17 protein-coding genes are annotated in these 16909 nt (G+C 39.0%); 8 read left to right on the forward strand and 9 right to left on the reverse strand.

The genetic code is table 11. The features are described 5' to 3' along the window. The first annotated feature begins 154 nt into the window (after positions 1-154). Together H6G28_RS12700 and lptC are read left to right on the forward strand one after the other, a co-directional pair. On the forward strand, positions 155-787 hold the full coding sequence (locus H6G28_RS12700) for a LabA-like NYN domain-containing protein (RefSeq protein ID WP_015112605.1): 633 nt from the start codon (positions 155-157) through the stop codon (positions 785-787). Continuing rightward, positions 784-2043, forward strand: coding sequence for an LPS export ABC transporter periplasmic protein LptC (gene lptC / locus H6G28_RS12705; RefSeq protein ID WP_190671134.1), 1260 nt, complete (start codon positions 784-786; stop codon positions 2041-2043). The genes H6G28_RS12700 and lptC overlap by 4 nt, the downstream gene beginning before the upstream one ends. Before the next feature lie 444 nt (positions 2044-2487). Here lptC and H6G28_RS12710 read toward each other — a convergent pair whose 3' ends face one another. The 4 genes from H6G28_RS12710 to H6G28_RS12725 form a co-directional block, all read right to left on the reverse strand. After that, entirely contained in the window at positions 2488-3216 is a 729-nt protein-coding gene (locus H6G28_RS12710) for a hypothetical protein (RefSeq protein ID WP_190591333.1), read from the reverse strand. Between the two features lie 48 nt (positions 3217-3264). Beyond that, entirely contained in the window at positions 3265-4062 is a 798-nt protein-coding gene (locus H6G28_RS12715) for a S1 family peptidase (RefSeq protein WP_190591332.1), read from the reverse strand. Between the two features lie 78 nt (positions 4063-4140). Then, on the reverse strand, positions 4141-4902 hold the full coding sequence (locus H6G28_RS12720) for a S1 family peptidase (RefSeq protein WP_190671136.1): 762 nt from the start codon (positions 4900-4902) through the stop codon (positions 4141-4143). Positions 4903-4936: 34 nt separating this feature from the next. Next, complete coding sequence (locus tag H6G28_RS12725; protein ID WP_190591330.1) at positions 4937-5500, reverse strand: COP23 domain-containing protein; 564 nt, start codon at positions 5498-5500, stop codon at positions 4937-4939. Positions 5501-5873: 373 nt separating this feature from the next. On the opposite strand from H6G28_RS12725, the gene H6G28_RS12730 reads away from it, so the two are divergent. From H6G28_RS12730 to H6G28_RS12745, 4 genes are all read left to right on the forward strand, one after another. Next, the gene (locus H6G28_RS12730; protein WP_190671137.1) at positions 5874-6851 is read left to right on the forward strand and encodes a sodium-dependent bicarbonate transport family permease; all 978 of its coding nucleotides are present in this window, start codon (positions 5874-5876) and stop codon (positions 6849-6851) included. Between the two features lie 4 nt (positions 6852-6855). Beyond that, entirely contained in the window at positions 6856-7149 is a 294-nt protein-coding gene (locus tag H6G28_RS12735; RefSeq protein ID WP_190671139.1) for a P-II family nitrogen regulator, read from the forward strand. A gap of 79 nt (positions 7150-7228) precedes the next feature. After that, positions 7229-7903 carry a carbonic anhydrase gene (locus H6G28_RS12740; protein WP_190591327.1) on the forward strand — a complete coding sequence of 225 codons (675 nt, stop codon included), beginning with the start codon at positions 7229-7231 and terminating at the stop codon, positions 7901-7903. A gap of 86 nt (positions 7904-7989) precedes the next feature. Continuing rightward, positions 7990-9261, forward strand: coding sequence for a proton extrusion protein PcxA (locus tag H6G28_RS12745; protein WP_190671140.1), 1272 nt, complete (start codon positions 7990-7992; stop codon positions 9259-9261). Between the two features lie 27 nt (positions 9262-9288). On the opposite strand, the gene H6G28_RS12750 is transcribed toward H6G28_RS12745, so the two are convergent. The 4 genes from H6G28_RS12750 to H6G28_RS12765 all read right to left on the reverse strand — a co-directional run bounded on the left by H6G28_RS12750 (position 9289) and on the right by H6G28_RS12765 (position 14001). Beyond that, positions 9289-9471 (reverse strand): hypothetical protein, encoded by a 183-nt coding sequence (locus H6G28_RS12750; protein WP_190671142.1) that lies wholly within the window; start codon positions 9469-9471, stop codon positions 9289-9291. Between the two features lie 570 nt (positions 9472-10041). Continuing rightward, positions 10042-11160, reverse strand: coding sequence for a mechanosensitive ion channel family protein (locus tag H6G28_RS12755; protein WP_190671143.1), 1119 nt, complete (start codon positions 11158-11160; stop codon positions 10042-10044). 459 nt (positions 11161-11619) lie between these two features. Further along, positions 11620-13296, reverse strand: coding sequence for an NAD(P)H-quinone oxidoreductase subunit 4 (locus H6G28_RS12760; RefSeq protein WP_190671322.1), 1677 nt, complete (start codon positions 13294-13296; stop codon positions 11620-11622). 195 nt (positions 13297-13491) lie between these two features. Next, on the reverse strand, positions 13492-14001 hold the full coding sequence (locus H6G28_RS12765; RefSeq protein WP_190671146.1) for a GNAT family N-acetyltransferase: 510 nt from the start codon (positions 13999-14001) through the stop codon (positions 13492-13494). A 221-nt stretch (positions 14002-14222) separates the two neighbouring features. Here H6G28_RS12765 and H6G28_RS12770 point away from each other — a divergent pair, with 221 nt between their 5' ends. Beyond that, entirely contained in the window at positions 14223-15131 is a 909-nt protein-coding gene (locus H6G28_RS12770; protein ID WP_190671148.1) for an isopenicillin N synthase family dioxygenase, read from the forward strand. Continuing rightward, positions 15132-16277, forward strand: a complete 1146-nt coding sequence (locus H6G28_RS12775) for an NAD(P)/FAD-dependent oxidoreductase (RefSeq protein WP_190671150.1) — start codon at positions 15132-15134, stop codon at positions 16275-16277. Between the two features lies 1 nt (position 16278). On the opposite strand, the gene H6G28_RS12780 is transcribed toward H6G28_RS12775, so the two are convergent. Beyond that, entirely contained in the window at positions 16279-16887 is a 609-nt protein-coding gene (locus tag H6G28_RS12780) for a hypothetical protein (RefSeq protein ID WP_190671152.1), read from the reverse strand. Between the last annotated feature and the right edge of the window lie 22 nt (positions 16888-16909).

Here is a 16909-nt window from a genome sequence, read left to right on the forward strand (position 1 = left end):
AGAACATTTTCTAATCTCTCAAATCTCTCAAAAAATTTATCGGGGCTGAACTTAAATCATTAGCCCCGGAAAATTATCATAAAACTCTCTAGCTAAAAGTCAAAGTTGGAAATTTGTATCAAAAATATCAAGATAAAAATGAGGTATGACAACAATGTTGAATAATTTAGAAAACGACTCGATATTTACGCCGGAACAAGTTTTAGAGAATCGAGGCCGAGTCGCTATATTTATTGATGGCTCAAATCTATTTTATGCGGCTTTGCAATTAGGAATTGAAATTGATTACACCAAGTTGTTGTGTCGTTTAACAGGTGGATCTCGGCTGTTGCGGGCTTTTTTCTACACTGGTGTCGATAGAACCAACGAAAAGCAGCAAGGTTTTTTGTTGTGGATGCGTCGGAATGGCTATCGCGTCATTGCCAAAGACTTAGTACAACTCCCAGATGGTTCCAAGAAAGCCAACTTAGATGTCGAAATCGCCGTTGATATGATGGCGTTGGTTGATTCCTATGATACGGCGGTGTTGGTGAGTGGAGATGGCGATTTAGCCTACGCTGTCAATTCTGTAAGCTATCGTGGTGTCAGGGTAGAGGTTGTGAGTTTACGCTCCATGACCAGTGATAGTTTAATTAATGTGAGCGATCGCTACATTGATTTAGAAGCTATCAAAGAAGATATCCAAAAAACCCCACGCCAAAGTTACCCCTATCGCCCCTTATCGGGAATGGGTTTTTTGGATGACCCAACAGACCATGACGGACATCTAGAAATTCAGGATACATGAAGCAGCAAGGTAGGCACATAGCAAAAATAAATTTTAGATTTCTGGGGGGAATAACAAATAAATCCCCCCACTTTCATGACTTGAGTTTTTGGAAGTTCCAATCAATTACAACCAAATGGTCTTACCTACTCTTGAGTTTACTGTTAATGCTCAGTTTAGGGGCTTGTGGTAAACCTGCAACCAACTCCAATCAAAATAATCAAAGTTCCTCGCCAGAAGATTCTGAGAGTAAATTAACTTTTTTTGATGTCACCCTAGAACAAGCCGATGAAGTCGGACGACCGCTTTGGACAGTCAAAGCCAAAAAGGCAAGATACACTAAAGAAAAAGAAATAGCTCAAGCCGAAAATCCTTATGGAGAATTATATCAAGATGGCAAAATAGTTTATCAAATTAAAGCCGACTTAGCAGATATTGAACAAGATGGTAAACGGCTATTTCTCAAAGGTAAAATTGTAGCCACAGACCCTACTAATGGTGTGGTTTTGCAAGGTAACGAAATGGAATGGCTACCCAAAGATGGTTTACTGATTATGCGGAATCAAATCAATGGTAGGCATAAACAGTTACAAGCCATAGCCCAAGAAGCACGAGTCAAAACCCGCGAACAAGTAGCCGAATTTATCGGTAAAGTCGTTGCTAATGCGACTGATCCCCAAATTAAAATGCGGACAGAACATTTAATTTGGCAGGTTAAACAAGAAAAATTAATTGGCGATCGCCCTTTACAATTTGAACGGTATAAAAATAATCAAATTACTGACCGTGGTCGCGGTAATTCTGCTGAATTTAACTTAAAAACTAAAATTGCTACCATCAACAAAAATGCCCAAGCAGATTTATTAGAACCACCAGTGCAGATCATTGGTAACTCTATGGTTTGGGATATGAATACAGAAAACATCAAAACAAATTCTCCTGTGCGGGTATTTCACCGGGCGGAAAAACTGACGGTGACGGGTAATCAAGCTGAGATGAAAATCCCCCAAAAAACAGTTTATGTAGTAGGAAATGTCAACGCCATCGGTCAGCGTCGTCAGTCTTTAACTTCTCAAAATTTAACTTGGTATCTCGATAAAAAATTATTAGAGGCGCAGGGAAATGTAGTTTATCGCCAAGCCAGCCCAGCCTTAACATTTAATGGAGATACAGCCGTTGGTAATTTGGAAACAGACAACATTGTTGTGAGTGGTGGTAAAACAGGTAATCGAGTCGTGACAGAAATTATTCCTGAATCACCAAAACCGAGGAATTAAAAGTAAAAAGGAAAAAGTGCGATCGCACTCAACCTACTATGATGCTGTGTAAGGTGGCGATCGCTGTTTTTATGTAAAATATTGCATAAATACGGGATGAATTTTCTCACGCAGAAGCGCAAAGGCACGGAGAGAATCAAGAGTTTTGTAATTATTGTGTAGGTTGGGTGTAGCGATAGCGTAACCCAACATTCTCAAGACTCTGTTGAGTTCCTAAAACTTTTTGTTAAATTCATTTTTTTAACGAACCACAAAGGGCGCAAAGAGCGCGAAGAGAAGAAAAAAGTAATAACTGAACCGTATTGGTTTATATTTAGGGATTTTCATAAAAAAAATAGCTAATCGCTAGGTTTGAAAATCACCAATAATTAGCTATTAATTATAGTTTTTTAACTACGGCATAGCATCTATTTTTTGCCTTTTGCCTTTTACCTTTTGCCTTATTTACGGTTGATTTGGTGCAGTACAAGCACTATTAAAACCATAGGCTTCTTGCCAATGTTTTACAGTTCCTTTACCGATGGGAAAGACTTTGGTATCACCATTGGCAAAAGTTAACCGAACCCGGACTTCTTTGGGTTGAGCTTTGCGTAAAATGTTAGCAGCATCGGCATTAATAGCAAACAAAGTGTCTGACATATACCAAGTATTGCTATATGAAACATTTTGATTGTTTTCATATTCGGTATATGTATATTTGCCAGAAAAGCCTCTGACTTTGCTATTAGGGCTAGGAGTTAATTGCAGAATTTGACCATCAATACCTAACTCGATGGTGGTGGGGGCGATTTGTTCTAATGTTGCTTGGCCATCGGCTGGGGCGGTTTGGACGACGACTTTAGCAAAACAGCCTTCAATTTTGCTTCCCCACAGAGACACAACTACAAATCTGCCAGGACGAGGGCCGCTAAAGGGACTTTTAATTAAACTGCTTAAAGGGTCTTCACCGTGGGCATCAATAACTACTTTGCCTAAAGCGGAATTGACTAGGGTATCTTGGATATTTACGAGTTTACTAAAAGGCAAACCACCGCCAGCCCAAGGCATCCCATTCACTGTATTGAGTTTATCTTCATCGATCGCAGTTTGGGCGATCGCTTGTTCACCAGTAAAATTTAGCAAACTTGGCAATAGTAATACAGTTACAAGACTAAGATTTAAAATTTTTTTCATCTGAAAAAATGTGTAAATTAAAATGTTTTATTCTAAATTCTGCCATCTTTAGCAAATTCTACCAGGGCAAGAACCTGCGGCTCCGCCAGAACCATTGATTACTGATGGTCTGCCAATGGCGGGAACATTCGCCGATGCAGGTTTATCTTTTGGTTGAGAAATCGGTATTGCTAATTTCAAAGTTCTGACAGCTTTGGAATTAACAAAGATGTTGATAGGAATGCCTAAATTAAACCCAACTTTTTCCCCGTCGGATCTCGCACCTCGTCCGTGAATCCCAATTAAACGGCCGTTATCATCTAGCACAGGGCCACCACTCATTCCGCGATAAGTCGTGTTGCTATAAATTAAGGTGTAACCTTCTTTATCTTGTGAATTAGTCCCAATAATTTGTCCGACTGGTACTAACACAGTACGGTTTTCAATGCCGTGTAATGGTTCTGGTGCGCCGGATACATATACTGTGGTGCCTTCCCTGGTGGCATCGGAATTGCCAAAAATCGCCACGTTGTAGGCTTGATCGCTGTTAAACTGTAAAATTGCTAAATCTGCCTCTGGAACACGGGTGATAGACGTGGGTTGAATTTGATATTGGGTCTGACCTCTTGTTTGGATGGTGTAAGTTCCTGGCGCATCAACTACATGCCAATTAGTCAGCACGCTGTAGGTTTTGCCTTTGCGGTAAATAATCACTCCAGAGCCAAGTTGCGGGCCACTAATCATGACAGTAATATTTTGAGCAAGATTAGTGACATCCTGTGCAGTTAAAGATTGAGCAATTTCTGGTTGCGTAAAGGCGATCGCTACCCCGACAATTGCTGTTGTAAATCCACGATTAAGTCTCATAATCTCACACCAATGTAAAAAATGATGACGGTAGATTGACAGAACGTTAGACATCTTAAATCCAAAATTTTTCGCCCGCTAATCAGCTTGACTAAATACAGTAGTAACTGTAGTGTTTTCGGCTTTTGGCATCATCTGTCTCACCTTTGTCATCGGTACAGCCCAACTGAGGCGAATAATCATTTGATGCAATCTTGCATCAACTTTAGAACCATCAGCAAATACTGATGGTTGATCCCACAATGGATAAGCTTGCATTCCATTGATTCCCACCACTTGACCCCGAACATTTAATAAAGGGCCGCCACTCATCCCGTTTTTAATATTGTTGGTGTAGCCTAGTTGATAACCGCCCTCTAAAGGTTTGGCTAGAACTAAACTCACCTTGCCTGTGGTAAAGGCCAAGCTTTGTTTTTTACCTCGTTCTTCCACAGCCGGATAACCCGCAGCAAATACTTCATCTCCTGATGCGGGAAATGCACCAGGAGATGCTATTGCATAGATACTGCCTGCACTTTTGAATTGCAACACAGCTAAATCGTTTTTTCCGAAGTTTAAGTTTTGAGGTAAATTAGCTCTATAAATCCTACCATCTGGCGCTTGTACACGATAGGGAGGATCACCAGCTTGTAATACATGAGCATTGGTCAGTACTGTATATGTTGCACCACTACGCCGCAACAAAATACCGGAACCCAAAAAATCTTGAGATAGAACTTTGACAGTAATTGAGCGAGCAATGTAATTTGGTGTAGGAATACTGACAACTGGTGCTGATGCCGACAAAATCACGGAAATACTGCCAAGACAGACAACCAGTGTCAACGGAGAACCATTCATTGGGGTTTACAACAGATAAAAAATAGCGATCGCATTATTCATTAATATCTTGATTAATATCGCTATTTTGGTCATTTGTCGCGTTATTTAAATATGTATCAAAATCAATGTTCAATGAGTCTCCCCCACTTTCATTCAGAACATTCCCCGCGACTAACCCCCGACGATTCATCAGTCTTCTCAAAGTTGCTTTCGCATTACTACCACGTTTGAGAGTAAACAACAAAGAACTATCAGTACAAGGCGCACTTTGATTTACCGCCGCACACACTACAGGTTGTCCGCGCAAAGTACCTGTTTTAATGTACTTGAGTCTGCCATTGTCATAACTTCTTTGAAATCTCCGCGACACTTCATAACAACGACGTTCTGAGTTCCATTCTCTAGGAAAGTAATCTTGAGATGACCATTGAATCATCGGGACTTTCCTACCATCTTGAGTTTGAGCAACTGTCACAGGTACACCTTGACGCTTTTCACACTTAAAAATCGTCCCGCCTGCATAACTAGGCTGGTCAATAGTTGCAACCATACTCAACGCCGCTACAGAAGAGACTCCGATTCCCATCAAGCCTTGGCCAAACAACCTCAATTTCATGGTTAACACCTAACTTCCTCAAAAATATCAGGTATCTTACTGAAAGTGTAAAACATCATTGACCGTAAAATCACGGTGATAGTTCCCACTAGAAAATAAATTTAACTTAAACCGAGTTTCTCTGAGTATGAGCAAAGTCTTGTTGTAGATAGGGATTTGCTTTAATTAACTACTGAAATTTTCATGTGTGTACCGATCAGCAAGTGTATTCTTGAGCTAATTCATAGCAATGACATATAAAAAACACACCTTGGTCACAATGTTGAAATATATTAACCGCAAATAGTTAATCTTTTGTTACAGAGATTATATTCATGAATCAATCGGCTAGTTTTTTGGTTGTTCTTCATAATCAATATCAGGGGTGCTAGACATGAATTCCAGTTTAATTCTGTCCAATATTTTAAACCCGCCAGTGTTATTTTTCTTTTTAGGAATGCTGGCAATTTTTTTGCAATCTGACCTGGAAATTCCGCAGCCTTTACCTAAATTGTTTTCCCTTTACCTATTACTAGCTATTGGTTTCAAAGGCGGATATGAAATTACCGAAAGTGGCATCAATCCTGAAATTGCCATCACACTTTTTTCAGCAATTTTGATGGCTTCGGCTGTACCTGTTTACTCATTTTTCATTTTAAAAGTCAAATTAGATGCGTACAATGCAGCCGCGATCGCAGCAACTTATGGTTCTATTAGTGCAGTGACATTTATTACTGCTCAATCATTTCTCAAAATTTTGAATATTTCTTCTGGCGGACACATGGTAGCCGCTTTAGCATTAATGGAATCACCAGCAATTATTGTAGGGATTTTGCTAGTGAGATTGTTTGCACCACCAAAAGAAAACCAAAAAGGAGAATTTTCTTGGAGTGAAGTTTTACGGGAAGCTTTCTTAAATGGTTCAGTTTTTCTCCTGATTGGTAGCGTGATTATTGGTACACTCACAGGTGAAAGAGGTTGGGATAAATTACATCCATTCACCCAAGAAATTTTTTATGGAGTCTTAGCCTTCTTTTTACTCGATATGGGGATGGTTGCGGCCAGAAGAATCAAAGATATGCGGAAAACTGGTTCTTTTTTAATTGCATTTTCGATATTAATGCCTGTAGCTAATGCCATTTTCGGCATAATTATTGCCAAATTAATTGGTATGTCTGCGGGTAATGCTTTGCTATTTGCAGTCCTTTGCGCCAGTGCTTCTTACATAGCAGTTCCCGCAGCGATGCGAATGACAGTTCCAGAAGCTAATCCTAGTTTGTATGTATCTATGGCCTTAGCACTGACCTTTCCTTTCAACATTATTATTGGCATTCCTTTGTATTTCAACATTATCAAAGCTATCGGAGTTTAAATAAGTGGAAGCCATCAAGAAAGTTGAGATAGTCACAAATTCTTTAGAACTACCAAAAGTTCTAGATATTTTAGAGAAAATCGGAGTTTCCGGTTACACTGTAATTGAAGATGTTACAGGTAAAGGAGATAGAGGTAGAGTTTTTAATGATTTAGAAAGTCATATACTCACTAATGGCTATATTATGAGTGTATGCACACAAGAACAAGAAGAAGAATTAGTAACAGAAATTGAGCCGATTTTAAAAAAAATCGGAGGTGTGTGTATTGTCTCTGATGCCAAGTGGATTGCACATTAGATAAGCTCTGAAGAGACGTATTGATAGTATCAACGTCTCTAAAAATCCTATTTATCTGATTACTCAGGAGTTTTTAACCGTGCCAATTAAACGCATAATTGCGGGGCTGAATGAATTTCACGATAATTATTTTATTACACACCGCGAATTATTTGAAAATTTATCGCAAGGACAAACACCAGAAGTATTATTTATTACTTGTTCTGACTCTCGGATTGATCCTTTTTTAATTACCCAGAGTCAGCCAGGAGATTTATTTGTTATTCGTAATGTTGGGAATATTATTCCTCCGTATGGCTCCCATCACGGTGCTGAAGGTGCAGGAATTGAATATGCAATTCAGGCTTTAGATATCAACGATGTAGTTGTTTGTGGTCATTCTCATTGCGGAGCCATGCGAGGACTATTACAGATAGGTAGCTTGGCACAGCAAATGCCATTAGTTTATGACTGGTTGAGGCAGTACGCTGAACCAACTCGCCGTTTGGTGATGGATAACTATAAAGATTGCCCCAGCGATAAGCTTTTAAGAATTGCCATTGAACAGAATGTACTGACACAAATAGAAAATCTCGAAACTCATCCAATTATTCGTTCTCGACTGCATAGTGGTCAATTGACTCTTCATGCTTGGATTTATGAAATTGAGACTGGTGAAGTTTTTGCTTATGATGCCGAGATTGGTCAATTTAAGATTTTAGAAAATCGTCCCTTCCCTGTACCAAATCCGTTGATTGGTGTATATTCAGAGTAATTAATTATTAATGCTTGATAGGGTAATCGTGAGATTTTAAACTCATGATTACCCTATCTTAATTCTAGTTTACACTGAATACGGCAATGAAGAATTTTTTGTTTACAAAGAATAGTGATTTGCTGCGGCAAAAGGTATATGAATATTGGGAAGTGGTGAAACAATGGTTTGTCAATACACCGGAGCGATCGCTTGCCCAAGCTTATGATGCTGCCAAGACAATCAGAAATATTGAAATAGAGCATTTTAACAATCAAATCATTTCTGCCGCATCCGTAAATGAGACACCAAATGTCATGTCTTATTGGCAGAACGTACTGAGCCAAAATTTAACTATTATTAAACTGAGACTCGCAGAATTCCAGTCCAGCCGCGCACTATTAGAAATTTCCAACCCTGTTTTATTAGAGAAACTCCAGTTTATTGATGAAGTTATTGAAAAGTATCAGCAACAAACCTTAATAATTAGCAAAGTAAATCAACAATCGGTATCTCAGCCCCTAAAAATTGACAGTGAAATTTATCAAAATACATCTAATGTTGTCAATCCTGCCGGCAACAATCAAAGTATAGGTTTTCTCCCCAGTTCTATCGGGAGAACCATTAATCGAATTACCACAGACTTTTCGCCCAACGCCGAAGCCGATTTTATTCGGAATTACCACATTTCCCAAAATCGCACCCGAACTTCCGTGCGGTTCTTGTTACTGTTAATTGTGATTCCGTTATTAACACAAAGGTTGTCTAAAGAATTTTTAGTGAGTCCTATAGTAGAGCGTGTTAGAAGTCAACAACTCGCTGCTGTTTTTATTAATTCTGAAATGGAGGAAGAAGCTTTCAAAGAGTTAAAAACCTTTGAAGAACAGTTGAAATTTCAAACTCTCCTCAAGAAATCGCCTAGTTTATCTCCAGAGGAAATTGAGTCTAGTGTTAAAGAAAAAGCTATTGAAATAGCTCAAGAATTCCGCAAAAAAAGTAAAGAAGCGATCAGTAATGTTTTTGCTGATTTAATTTCTTTAGTCGCCTTTGCTATTGTAGTTGCTAATGGTAAAAAAGAAATTGCAGCCATCAAGTCTTTTATAGATGACCTGATATTTGGCTTGAGTGATAGTGCTAAAGCCTTTGTGATTATTTTGTTTACTGATGTATTTGTGGGTTTCCACTCACCACACGGTTGGGAAGTCATTCTCGAAGGGTTAGCCGAGCATTTGGGACTAGCACCTAATAGGAGTTTGATATTTCTATTTATTGCCACGTTTCCCGTGATTTTAGATACGGTTGTGAAATACTGGATATTCCGTTACCTCAGCCGCTTGTCACCTTCAGCACTGGCTACATATAAAGAAATGAACGAATAAGATTAGCGAATTACGTATAATAGATTGTCAATCTCTTTCTTCTGTTGGCTGAACATTGCCACTAAAAATTATTTGCAATAGGTTTTTCATAAACCAAAAAGTTGCTGCTATTAGCAAAACAATCATTAAACTAGCCAGCGCAGCAAAAGGAGAAAAAATCAACAAAATTAACATTGCAAAAATCACACTAGTGATTAATGTTTTATTCATATCTTGGCACTTGTTTTAGTATCTGGTTTTAGCTTAACTAGCAATAGAGTGAATGGTCATATATCTAAAAGTAGGGATTTAAATAAATTTAAATCCGTTTTGTAACTTATTAAATAGCTGTTATGAACTACGTACACAAGAAAACATAAAAAAGTAACCCTTCTTTTTACTCAGCACTCAGTACTTTAAAATCCAATACGGTTCAGTTAAGAAAATAAATTAACTGCTACACATAAAACATATCTATTTTTTGGAGGGGGTTTGGGGGACGCAACCGTCTCCCAATCGGGGGTTTGGGGAGCCACTGCGTTGGGCGGCTTTGCCGACTTGAAGCAAGTGGCGTGGAGAATCCCCCAAGTCTTGGTTCTTCTGAAATCAATAAGCTGACAACGTTAACTGAACAGTATTGCTTTAAAATCAGGTTGACAGAATTATTTAGAAGGCGCATTTCGACTTCTCCCCAAGGGAGACGCTACGCGAACGCTCAATGCTCGATAGTCTTACTAAAAGAGGGTTGAGCGCAGTCGAAACCCGTCAATTGCAAGTTAGGTTTAATTCCGTCATTGTAAGTTAATTATTCACTCCCAGTTGACTAAGCTTATGCTTTTCTGGGGTAGTTTCCAGTTCCACAGATAGAAAATCAATGCCTTCTTTTTCTAACAGTTCCAGAATGGCTAGATTTAAGTTTTTCTCTGCGGCAAAATAGAGTTTGTCATCATTAACAAAGCTCACAATGTTAATCACACGGGCATTATTCTCTATCTGACTAAAGCGGACAATAATTTCTTTTGATAAGCCTTTAATAGATTCTGGCATTACTTGAATTGCATCGCAGATTCTAGCAGTTTGCTGGGCGGAAATATTATCAATTTTTAGGGTTAAGCTAATGCCCCATTTTAATTCCTCACCGGGATTTTGTGACCAATTCTCAACAATGCCAGTAATCATTCTAGAGTTAGGCATTTTTAAAATAGAACCCCATTTGTATACGTGTAAGGTTGTGGTTCTAAATCCAATATTGAGAACTTGAACAAAACCTTCAACGCCTGCTACTCCTACCCAGTCACCTTCTCGATAAAGGTTATCAGAGTAGATAATAATTGTACAAAACCAGTCGTAGACAATATCTTTGAACAACAAACCTAGAGTAATACCAGCACCACCTAATAAACCAACTAAGGCGGCGGCTGATTGTCCTAAAAAGATTTCACTGACTTTAATCGTAATGACTATAACTGCTGCCGATTGAAATATTTTCGGCATTAATGGTCTCAGCAATTCATCAAGGTCGGTGTCAGTATGCAGTACTAAGTTAGCAATAATCTGACCTAAAATGGAAGCGGCTCGATAAATAGCATAAGCAACGATAAAAACGACGATTAAGTTAAGAGTTTTACCAATTGACTCGCTTAATTGAATGCCTAATTCTGGTGACAGAATTTCTTTGACAAACCATAGTCCAGCAATCAAAATTAACCAACTTAAAGACGGTTTGATAATCCCTACTAGTTCATCATCGAGGTCGGTTTTGGTTTGTTTTGTAAAGCGTTCAATAGTTCTAACTATTAATTCCACTACGAATCGTCTTAAGGTCTGTGTCAAAGTTAAGACAACAATGACAGTCACTATTTTGCCGATAGGTATGCCAGAGTAGTCAATGTTTTTCAGTAAGTTCAAAATTTCTTGCATAAGATTAGCCAACCAGTAATAGCTGTTTATACTTAATCGCCATGTGCTTTTTGTATAACAATCATTTAATGCTGAGAAAGACTCATGCTGTGTGTTTGTACAACACTATCTGAGTAGGGGAAGGTGAATTTGACGTTTCGCCCTTAACTCAGCATTTGATATGGTGTTATGAGCTAAATGTTACTCGTGCTAATACTGGTTGTAATCCGGTGATATTCTTAAAAATATTAGTGAATTTGCTAGGTAATTCAGTATTTATACTAGTAAGTATAGTAAGTGTATTTTTGATTACTGGGCTTGGTTGGGTTTAACCAATCTACTGTTCTGAAGATTTGCGATCGCACCACATAACCCCTCAGACTGGAAGTATGGGGCTATATAATCAATAAATTAGCCGTCATCAACTGCATACATCACCACGCAGTTAATGACGGCTAATTAATTTTTTGGCGGAAGAATTTATTTAATGATTCCTAAAACTTCCGGCTGGGTAACTTGGGGTGCAAATAATCCCTTGGCATAGATTTCGGGCTTGGCTTCGGCAAATTGAATATATGATTGACGTACTTGGCTATTCACCGCCACGGTTTTGACATCATACATTTGTGTAGCCAATTTGGGATAAATACCAACACCAATAATCAGCACCAAGAAACAAGCGGCGATAAAGATTTCACGGGGTTGGGCATCTCGGTAAACTGCTTCGCTGGGTAGGAGACAGTCTGTACCGAAGCAAACTGTACCTTCATCTTCTTGATTTTCAAAAGCAGAGTTACCAATATCACAGGTGAGTTCTGAGCCAGTACCGTAAAATACTTGTCGCAACATCGACAGCAGATAAATCGGGGTGAGGATCACGCCGACTGCGGCTAAGAACACCATCACGGTGCAGAATGTAGGACTATAAATGTCACTGGTAGTAATGCCAACAAATACTTGCAGTTCACTCACAAAGCCACTCATACCGGGAAGTGCGAGTGATGCCATTGCACCAGCAGTAAACAGGGCAAATACCTTTGGCATAAGCTGGCCAATACCGCCCATACTTTCCATTGCCATTGTATGGGTGCGATCGTAGGTAACACCAGCTAAGAAGAATAGAACTGCGGCAATTAAACCGTGGGAAAGCATTTGCAGCATTGCACCACTGACACCGACATCGGTGAAGGAGGCAATTCCCAGCAGTACAAAACCCATGTGAGAAATAGACGAATAAGCGAGGCGGCGCTTCATGTTCGTCTGAGCGAAGGAGTTTAATGCACCATAGATAATATTGATGACACCAAGAGTTGCGAGAACTGGTGCAAAGTAAACATGGGCATCGGAGAGCATTTCTAAATTGATGCGAATTAATCCATATCCACCCATTTTCAGCAGTACACCTGCTAATAGCATGGATACAGGAGCAGATGCTTCACCGTGGGCATCAGGCAACCATGTATGCAAGGGAAATACTGCTAATTTGACACCAAAGGCAATTAATAACCCAGCATATAACCACAGTTCTAAAGCTAAGGGATAATTCTTGGCACTAAGTTCGACTATATCGAAGGTTGTATTATCGCCGTAGAGTGCCATTGCTAGGCCTGCTACGAGAATAAAAATAGAAGCGGCGGCGGTGTAAAGTAAGAATTTAGTGGCAGCGTAACGGCGTTTTTGACCACCCCAAATGGAGACTAGTAGGTAAACAGGAACTAATTCTAGTTCCCACATAATAAAGAACAACAATAAGTCTTGGGCGACAAATACGCCGATTTGTGCGCTATATAGCAGCAACATTAAGAAGTAAAACAGGCGTGGCTTGAGGTTAACTTGCCATGCAGCAAACATTGAAAGAGTTGTGACTAGTCCTGCCAGTAGCACAAGTGGCGCGGATATTCCATCGACTGAAACTGCCCAACTGAACCCCAACTGAGGCACCCAGGCATATTTCTCCGCGAGTTGAAACGTTGCACTGCTGGCATCGTAATGCTTCCAAAAAGCGTAGCACATCAAGATAAAATCCGCGATCGCCACACCTAGGGCATACCAGCGCACAAGTTTGCCGTCTTTATCAGGCAGCACGGGAATGAGCATGGAAGCAACGAGTGGGAGCAGAATAATCGCGGTTAGCCAAGGAAATCCATCCGCTATCATGGCAGTAAGCAAAAATACTTATAGTTGAATAACTTCATTATATGCAATTATGTTAAATTTTCTTCATAAATCTTTATCGCAGATTGCTATAGAAGGAATTGATTATGCCAATGTTGCGATACTAGTAAAGTTGTTTAAATATAAGTAATAATGGTGTTTATTTGCCTAAAAACTGAATAATTACACACTTTAGATTCAATAAAGTCTCAATTCCAGAAAAATCCAGTTATCTCGATATTCTGGAGGGACTTCTGTTTTTTCAAAATATGGTGCGATATCTTGAAAACCGAGTGAATGATACAGTGCCTGCGCGGCTTTCGTAAAAGGAGCCGTATCTAAGCGCAGTTTTGAGTAACCTAAATTGGCAGCTTCATAGATAATATTTTCTAATAACTCTCGGCCTATGCCTTGGGCGCGAAACTTTGGCTGGACGTACAGCCTTTTTATTTCTCCAATTTCCTGCTCAATGCGGCGTAAGCCAACACAACCAACAATTTTGCCTTTATATCTTGCTAAAAGTAAGCATCCGGCTGGCGGCATAAATTCATCAAGTTGAGCAAGACATTCTTCTAAGGAGGAATTAACATCAAAACTCATGTTAAATTCCTGGTTCCACATAGAATTTATCCAGCTAAAATATTCCAAGAGCAAATCTTTGATATGGGCTTTGTCTTTGTCAGTTTCGCATTGAGTAATTTTTAGCAAAATAATTTCCTTACTATGTATATTTTAGATCAGTCGTGAAAAAGAAATTATGAAAACGAACCGCAAAGCACGCAAAGTACACAAAGGAAGAGAAGAAAGAAGTTGTTACCGCATGATTTAAGATTTATGTTTCTCATCTCAATGAGGTGCATTTCTCTAGTTCCTAGCCTCTAGCCTCTTGTACTGCACTAAACTGACAAACGCTATATATAATTTCTCCAATGTGCAGAATACCAATTATTGATTTACCAGCTTTGATAAATAGTGATTCACCAGATCAAGATGCTGTGGTGAAACAAATTTATCAAGCTTGCCATGAAGTTGGCTTTATGTATTTGCAAAATCATGGCATTTCAAAAGAATTGATTGCAGAAGTATTTAGCTATAGTCAACATATTTTTAATTTACCGCTAGAAGTTAAACAACAAATAGCTTGGCAAGATGAATTTAGTAATACTGGTTATGTTGGCAGAGAAAGAGAGCGACTCAATCCAAGTCAACCAGGAGACTTAAAAGAAGCTTTTAATTTTAGCAAGGTAGAAGTTGCGTTTTCTATTGATGGTGTGAGTTTAGCAAACAACTCTTGTATTATTGCATTTTATAAAGCTTGTACAGAACTAGCTAACAAAGTATTAACAACATTTGCGTTGGCGTTGGGATTACCAAAAGATTTTTTGACAATTAGACACAATCAGCAAAATCATACTCTGCGACTGCTGCATTATCCGCCAATCCAAGAACTTCCGAAACCTGGACAAGTGCGTGCGGGTGAGCATTCTGATTATGGCAGTATTACTTTGATATTCCAAGATGATGTGGGTGGTTTGGAAGTGCAAACAACAACTGGAGAGTGGATGACTGCGCCGACAATTCCTGATACGGTGATTGTGAATACAGGAGATTTGATGCAGCGTTGGACAAATGATGTGTTTTGTTCAACTAAGCATCGGGTAATGATTCCCAATGATTATAGGGTAAAGCGATCGCGCTATTCAATAGCATTTTTCTGTCATCCTAATGATGATACAGAAATTGTTTGTTTGGAAACTTGCCAAAAGGAACGTGCGCCTATTTATCCTCCCATCCTTGCGGGAGAATATCTTTTGAGTCGTCTACAAGCAACATATTAAATGAAAACCTACGATTGGATTGTGGTTGGTGGCGGAATTACAGGTGCGACGCTTGCTTATGAATTAGTCAAAGTCGGCTTGCGTGTGCTGTTGTTGGAACAACACGCCACACCAGACAATGCAACTCGATATAGTTATGGTGGACTAGCTTATTGGTCAGGAACAACACCACTCACTCGTCAATTATGCCAAGAAGCGAGCGATCGTTACCAAATCTTGCCTCAAGAGTTAGATGCTGATATTGAATTGCGAGAATTAGATTTATTACTGACGATTTCAGCCGATACTCACCCAGAAACCGCCGCCAGCGTCTATGCTAATTGTGCTGTACCGCCAAGTTTACTCAGTGTACAAGACGCTTATGAGTTAGAACCACTAATAAATCGGGAAGTTATTTCCGGCGCTTTAACTGTGAAACACGGACATATTCATCCAGATAAAACCACACAAGCTTACATTCAAGCTTTTTTACGCGCTGGTGGGGAAATGCAAATTAGTCAAGTTCTGCAAATATTGAAAGGTGGTGTCCAAACAAATACCGGAACTTATCACAGTGCAAATGTTGTAATTTGCGCTGGTGGACTCAGCCGCAAATTACTCAAATCAGCAGGTATTTCCATCAAAGTGTATTTTACCCACGCCGAAATGATTGAAATTCCACCCGTAGATTTAAATTTGCAAACTTTAGTAATGCCGGCGAATCTGCAAAGATTTGAATTAGAATCCGTATCTATACAAGTTGATGAATTGTGGAATCAACCTGAAAAAGAATTAGCATCACCAATATTAGATGTAGGTGCAGTTCAATTTCTAGATGGTAGCTTGCGCTTGGGACAAATTAGTCGCGTACTGACAAATCCTCATGCACAAATTAATGCAGAAGAAAGTGAACAATGGCTGAGAAAAAGTATCACGCAAGTCTTACCAGCTTTAGGCAGCTTCTCAGGAACTTGGCATAAGTGTTTAGTAGCGTTTAGTAACAAACGTTTTATAATTGGTGCTGTTCCAGAGATTGATGGTGTGCATATTTTTTCAGGATTTAGCAATCCTCTGGTTTTTGTTCCACCTTTAGCACAACGTTTTGCTAACTTTGTCACTGGGAAGGAAGATGAAATTATTAACCAAATAATTTCAAGTATGAAGTAAGCTAAACTGTAGAATTGCTCAGGCTCATAGATAAAATGCCGAGAATTTTGTCTACTTCCTTGATGAAATAATCTTTCTTGTCTATAAAAACATTACTGTTGCAAAGTTTTAAAAATTTCCAATCAGTTCCTGTTGTCACTACACCATAAATTTCATTAGTAACATTACCCTGTTGTTGATTAAATAAATTAGCAGCAATCATTGTGGCAATACATTGTCCTAAACCTGATTTAATACTTTCGTTTTTAGCTTCAACAATTGTCACTACAGGGCTGGTGATATCATACTGTTCTGGTGATTTACACAAGATAAAATCACAACGTCCTTCTAATCCTTGGGCTGCATCAACATTAAACTCAGAACCAGAGAAGACGCTCACTTGATATTGTAAATAACGCCTCACTTCTATTAAAACTGGCATGATTACCAATTCTGAACGAGCTTTTTCTGTATTGATTGCCGTTACTAAAGGTAAATGTTCTGCCAGAATCATATTTAGGTAATCTGTAGGTGTAACAACTGCTGTATCGGAGAATAAATCCTGATTTTCAACAACTGTTAGTTGAAAGTCTTTTTTGACTTTATTAAAAGTAAACGCACTGTAAGGCATTTTAATACTATATCTCTTGACT

Origin of the sequence: Nostoc sp. FACHB-190 (assembly GCF_014696905.1) — a bacterium.
Lineage (GTDB): Bacteria > Cyanobacteriota > Cyanobacteriia > Cyanobacteriales > Nostocaceae > Nostoc_B.

Bases quoted from the DNA above. Each gene is read 5' to 3' on its own strand.
- H6G28_RS12700 (WP_015112605.1), top strand. From the start codon at position 155: ATGTTGAATAATTTAGAAAACGACTCGATATTTACGCCGGAACAAGTT.
- H6G28_RS12770 (WP_190671148.1), top strand. From the start codon at position 14,223: ATGTGCAGAATACCAATTATTGATTTACCAGCTTTGATAAATAGTGAT.
- H6G28_RS12750 (WP_190671142.1), bottom strand. From the start codon at position 9,471: ATGAATAAAACATTAATCACTAGTGTGATTTTTGCAATGTTAATTTTG.
- H6G28_RS12760 (WP_190671322.1), bottom strand. From the start codon at position 13,296: ATGATAGCGGATGGATTTCCTTGGCTAACCGCGATTATTCTGCTCCCA.
- H6G28_RS12745 (WP_190671140.1), top strand. From the start codon at position 7,990: ATGAAGAATTTTTTGTTTACAAAGAATAGTGATTTGCTGCGGCAAAAG.
- H6G28_RS12710 (WP_190591333.1), bottom strand. From the start codon at position 3,216: ATGAAAAAAATTTTAAATCTTAGTCTTGTAACTGTATTACTATTGCCA.
- H6G28_RS12775 (WP_190671150.1), top strand. From the start codon at position 15,132: ATGAAAACCTACGATTGGATTGTGGTTGGTGGCGGAATTACAGGTGCG.
- H6G28_RS12755 (WP_190671143.1), bottom strand. From the start codon at position 11,160: ATGCAAGAAATTTTGAACTTACTGAAAAACATTGACTACTCTGGCATA.
- H6G28_RS12780 (WP_190671152.1), bottom strand. From the start codon at position 16,887: ATGCCTTACAGTGCGTTTACTTTTAATAAAGTCAAAAAAGACTTTCAA.
- H6G28_RS12720 (WP_190671136.1), bottom strand. From the start codon at position 4,902: ATGAATGGTTCTCCGTTGACACTGGTTGTCTGTCTTGGCAGTATTTCC.
- H6G28_RS12730 (WP_190671137.1), top strand. From the start codon at position 5,874: ATGAATTCCAGTTTAATTCTGTCCAATATTTTAAACCCGCCAGTGTTA.
- H6G28_RS12725 (WP_190591330.1), bottom strand. From the start codon at position 5,500: ATGAAATTGAGGTTGTTTGGCCAAGGCTTGATGGGAATCGGAGTCTCT.
- lptC (WP_190671134.1), top strand. From the start codon at position 784: ATGAAGCAGCAAGGTAGGCACATAGCAAAAATAAATTTTAGATTTCTG.
- H6G28_RS12715 (WP_190591332.1), bottom strand. From the start codon at position 4,062: ATGAGACTTAATCGTGGATTTACAACAGCAATTGTCGGGGTAGCGATC.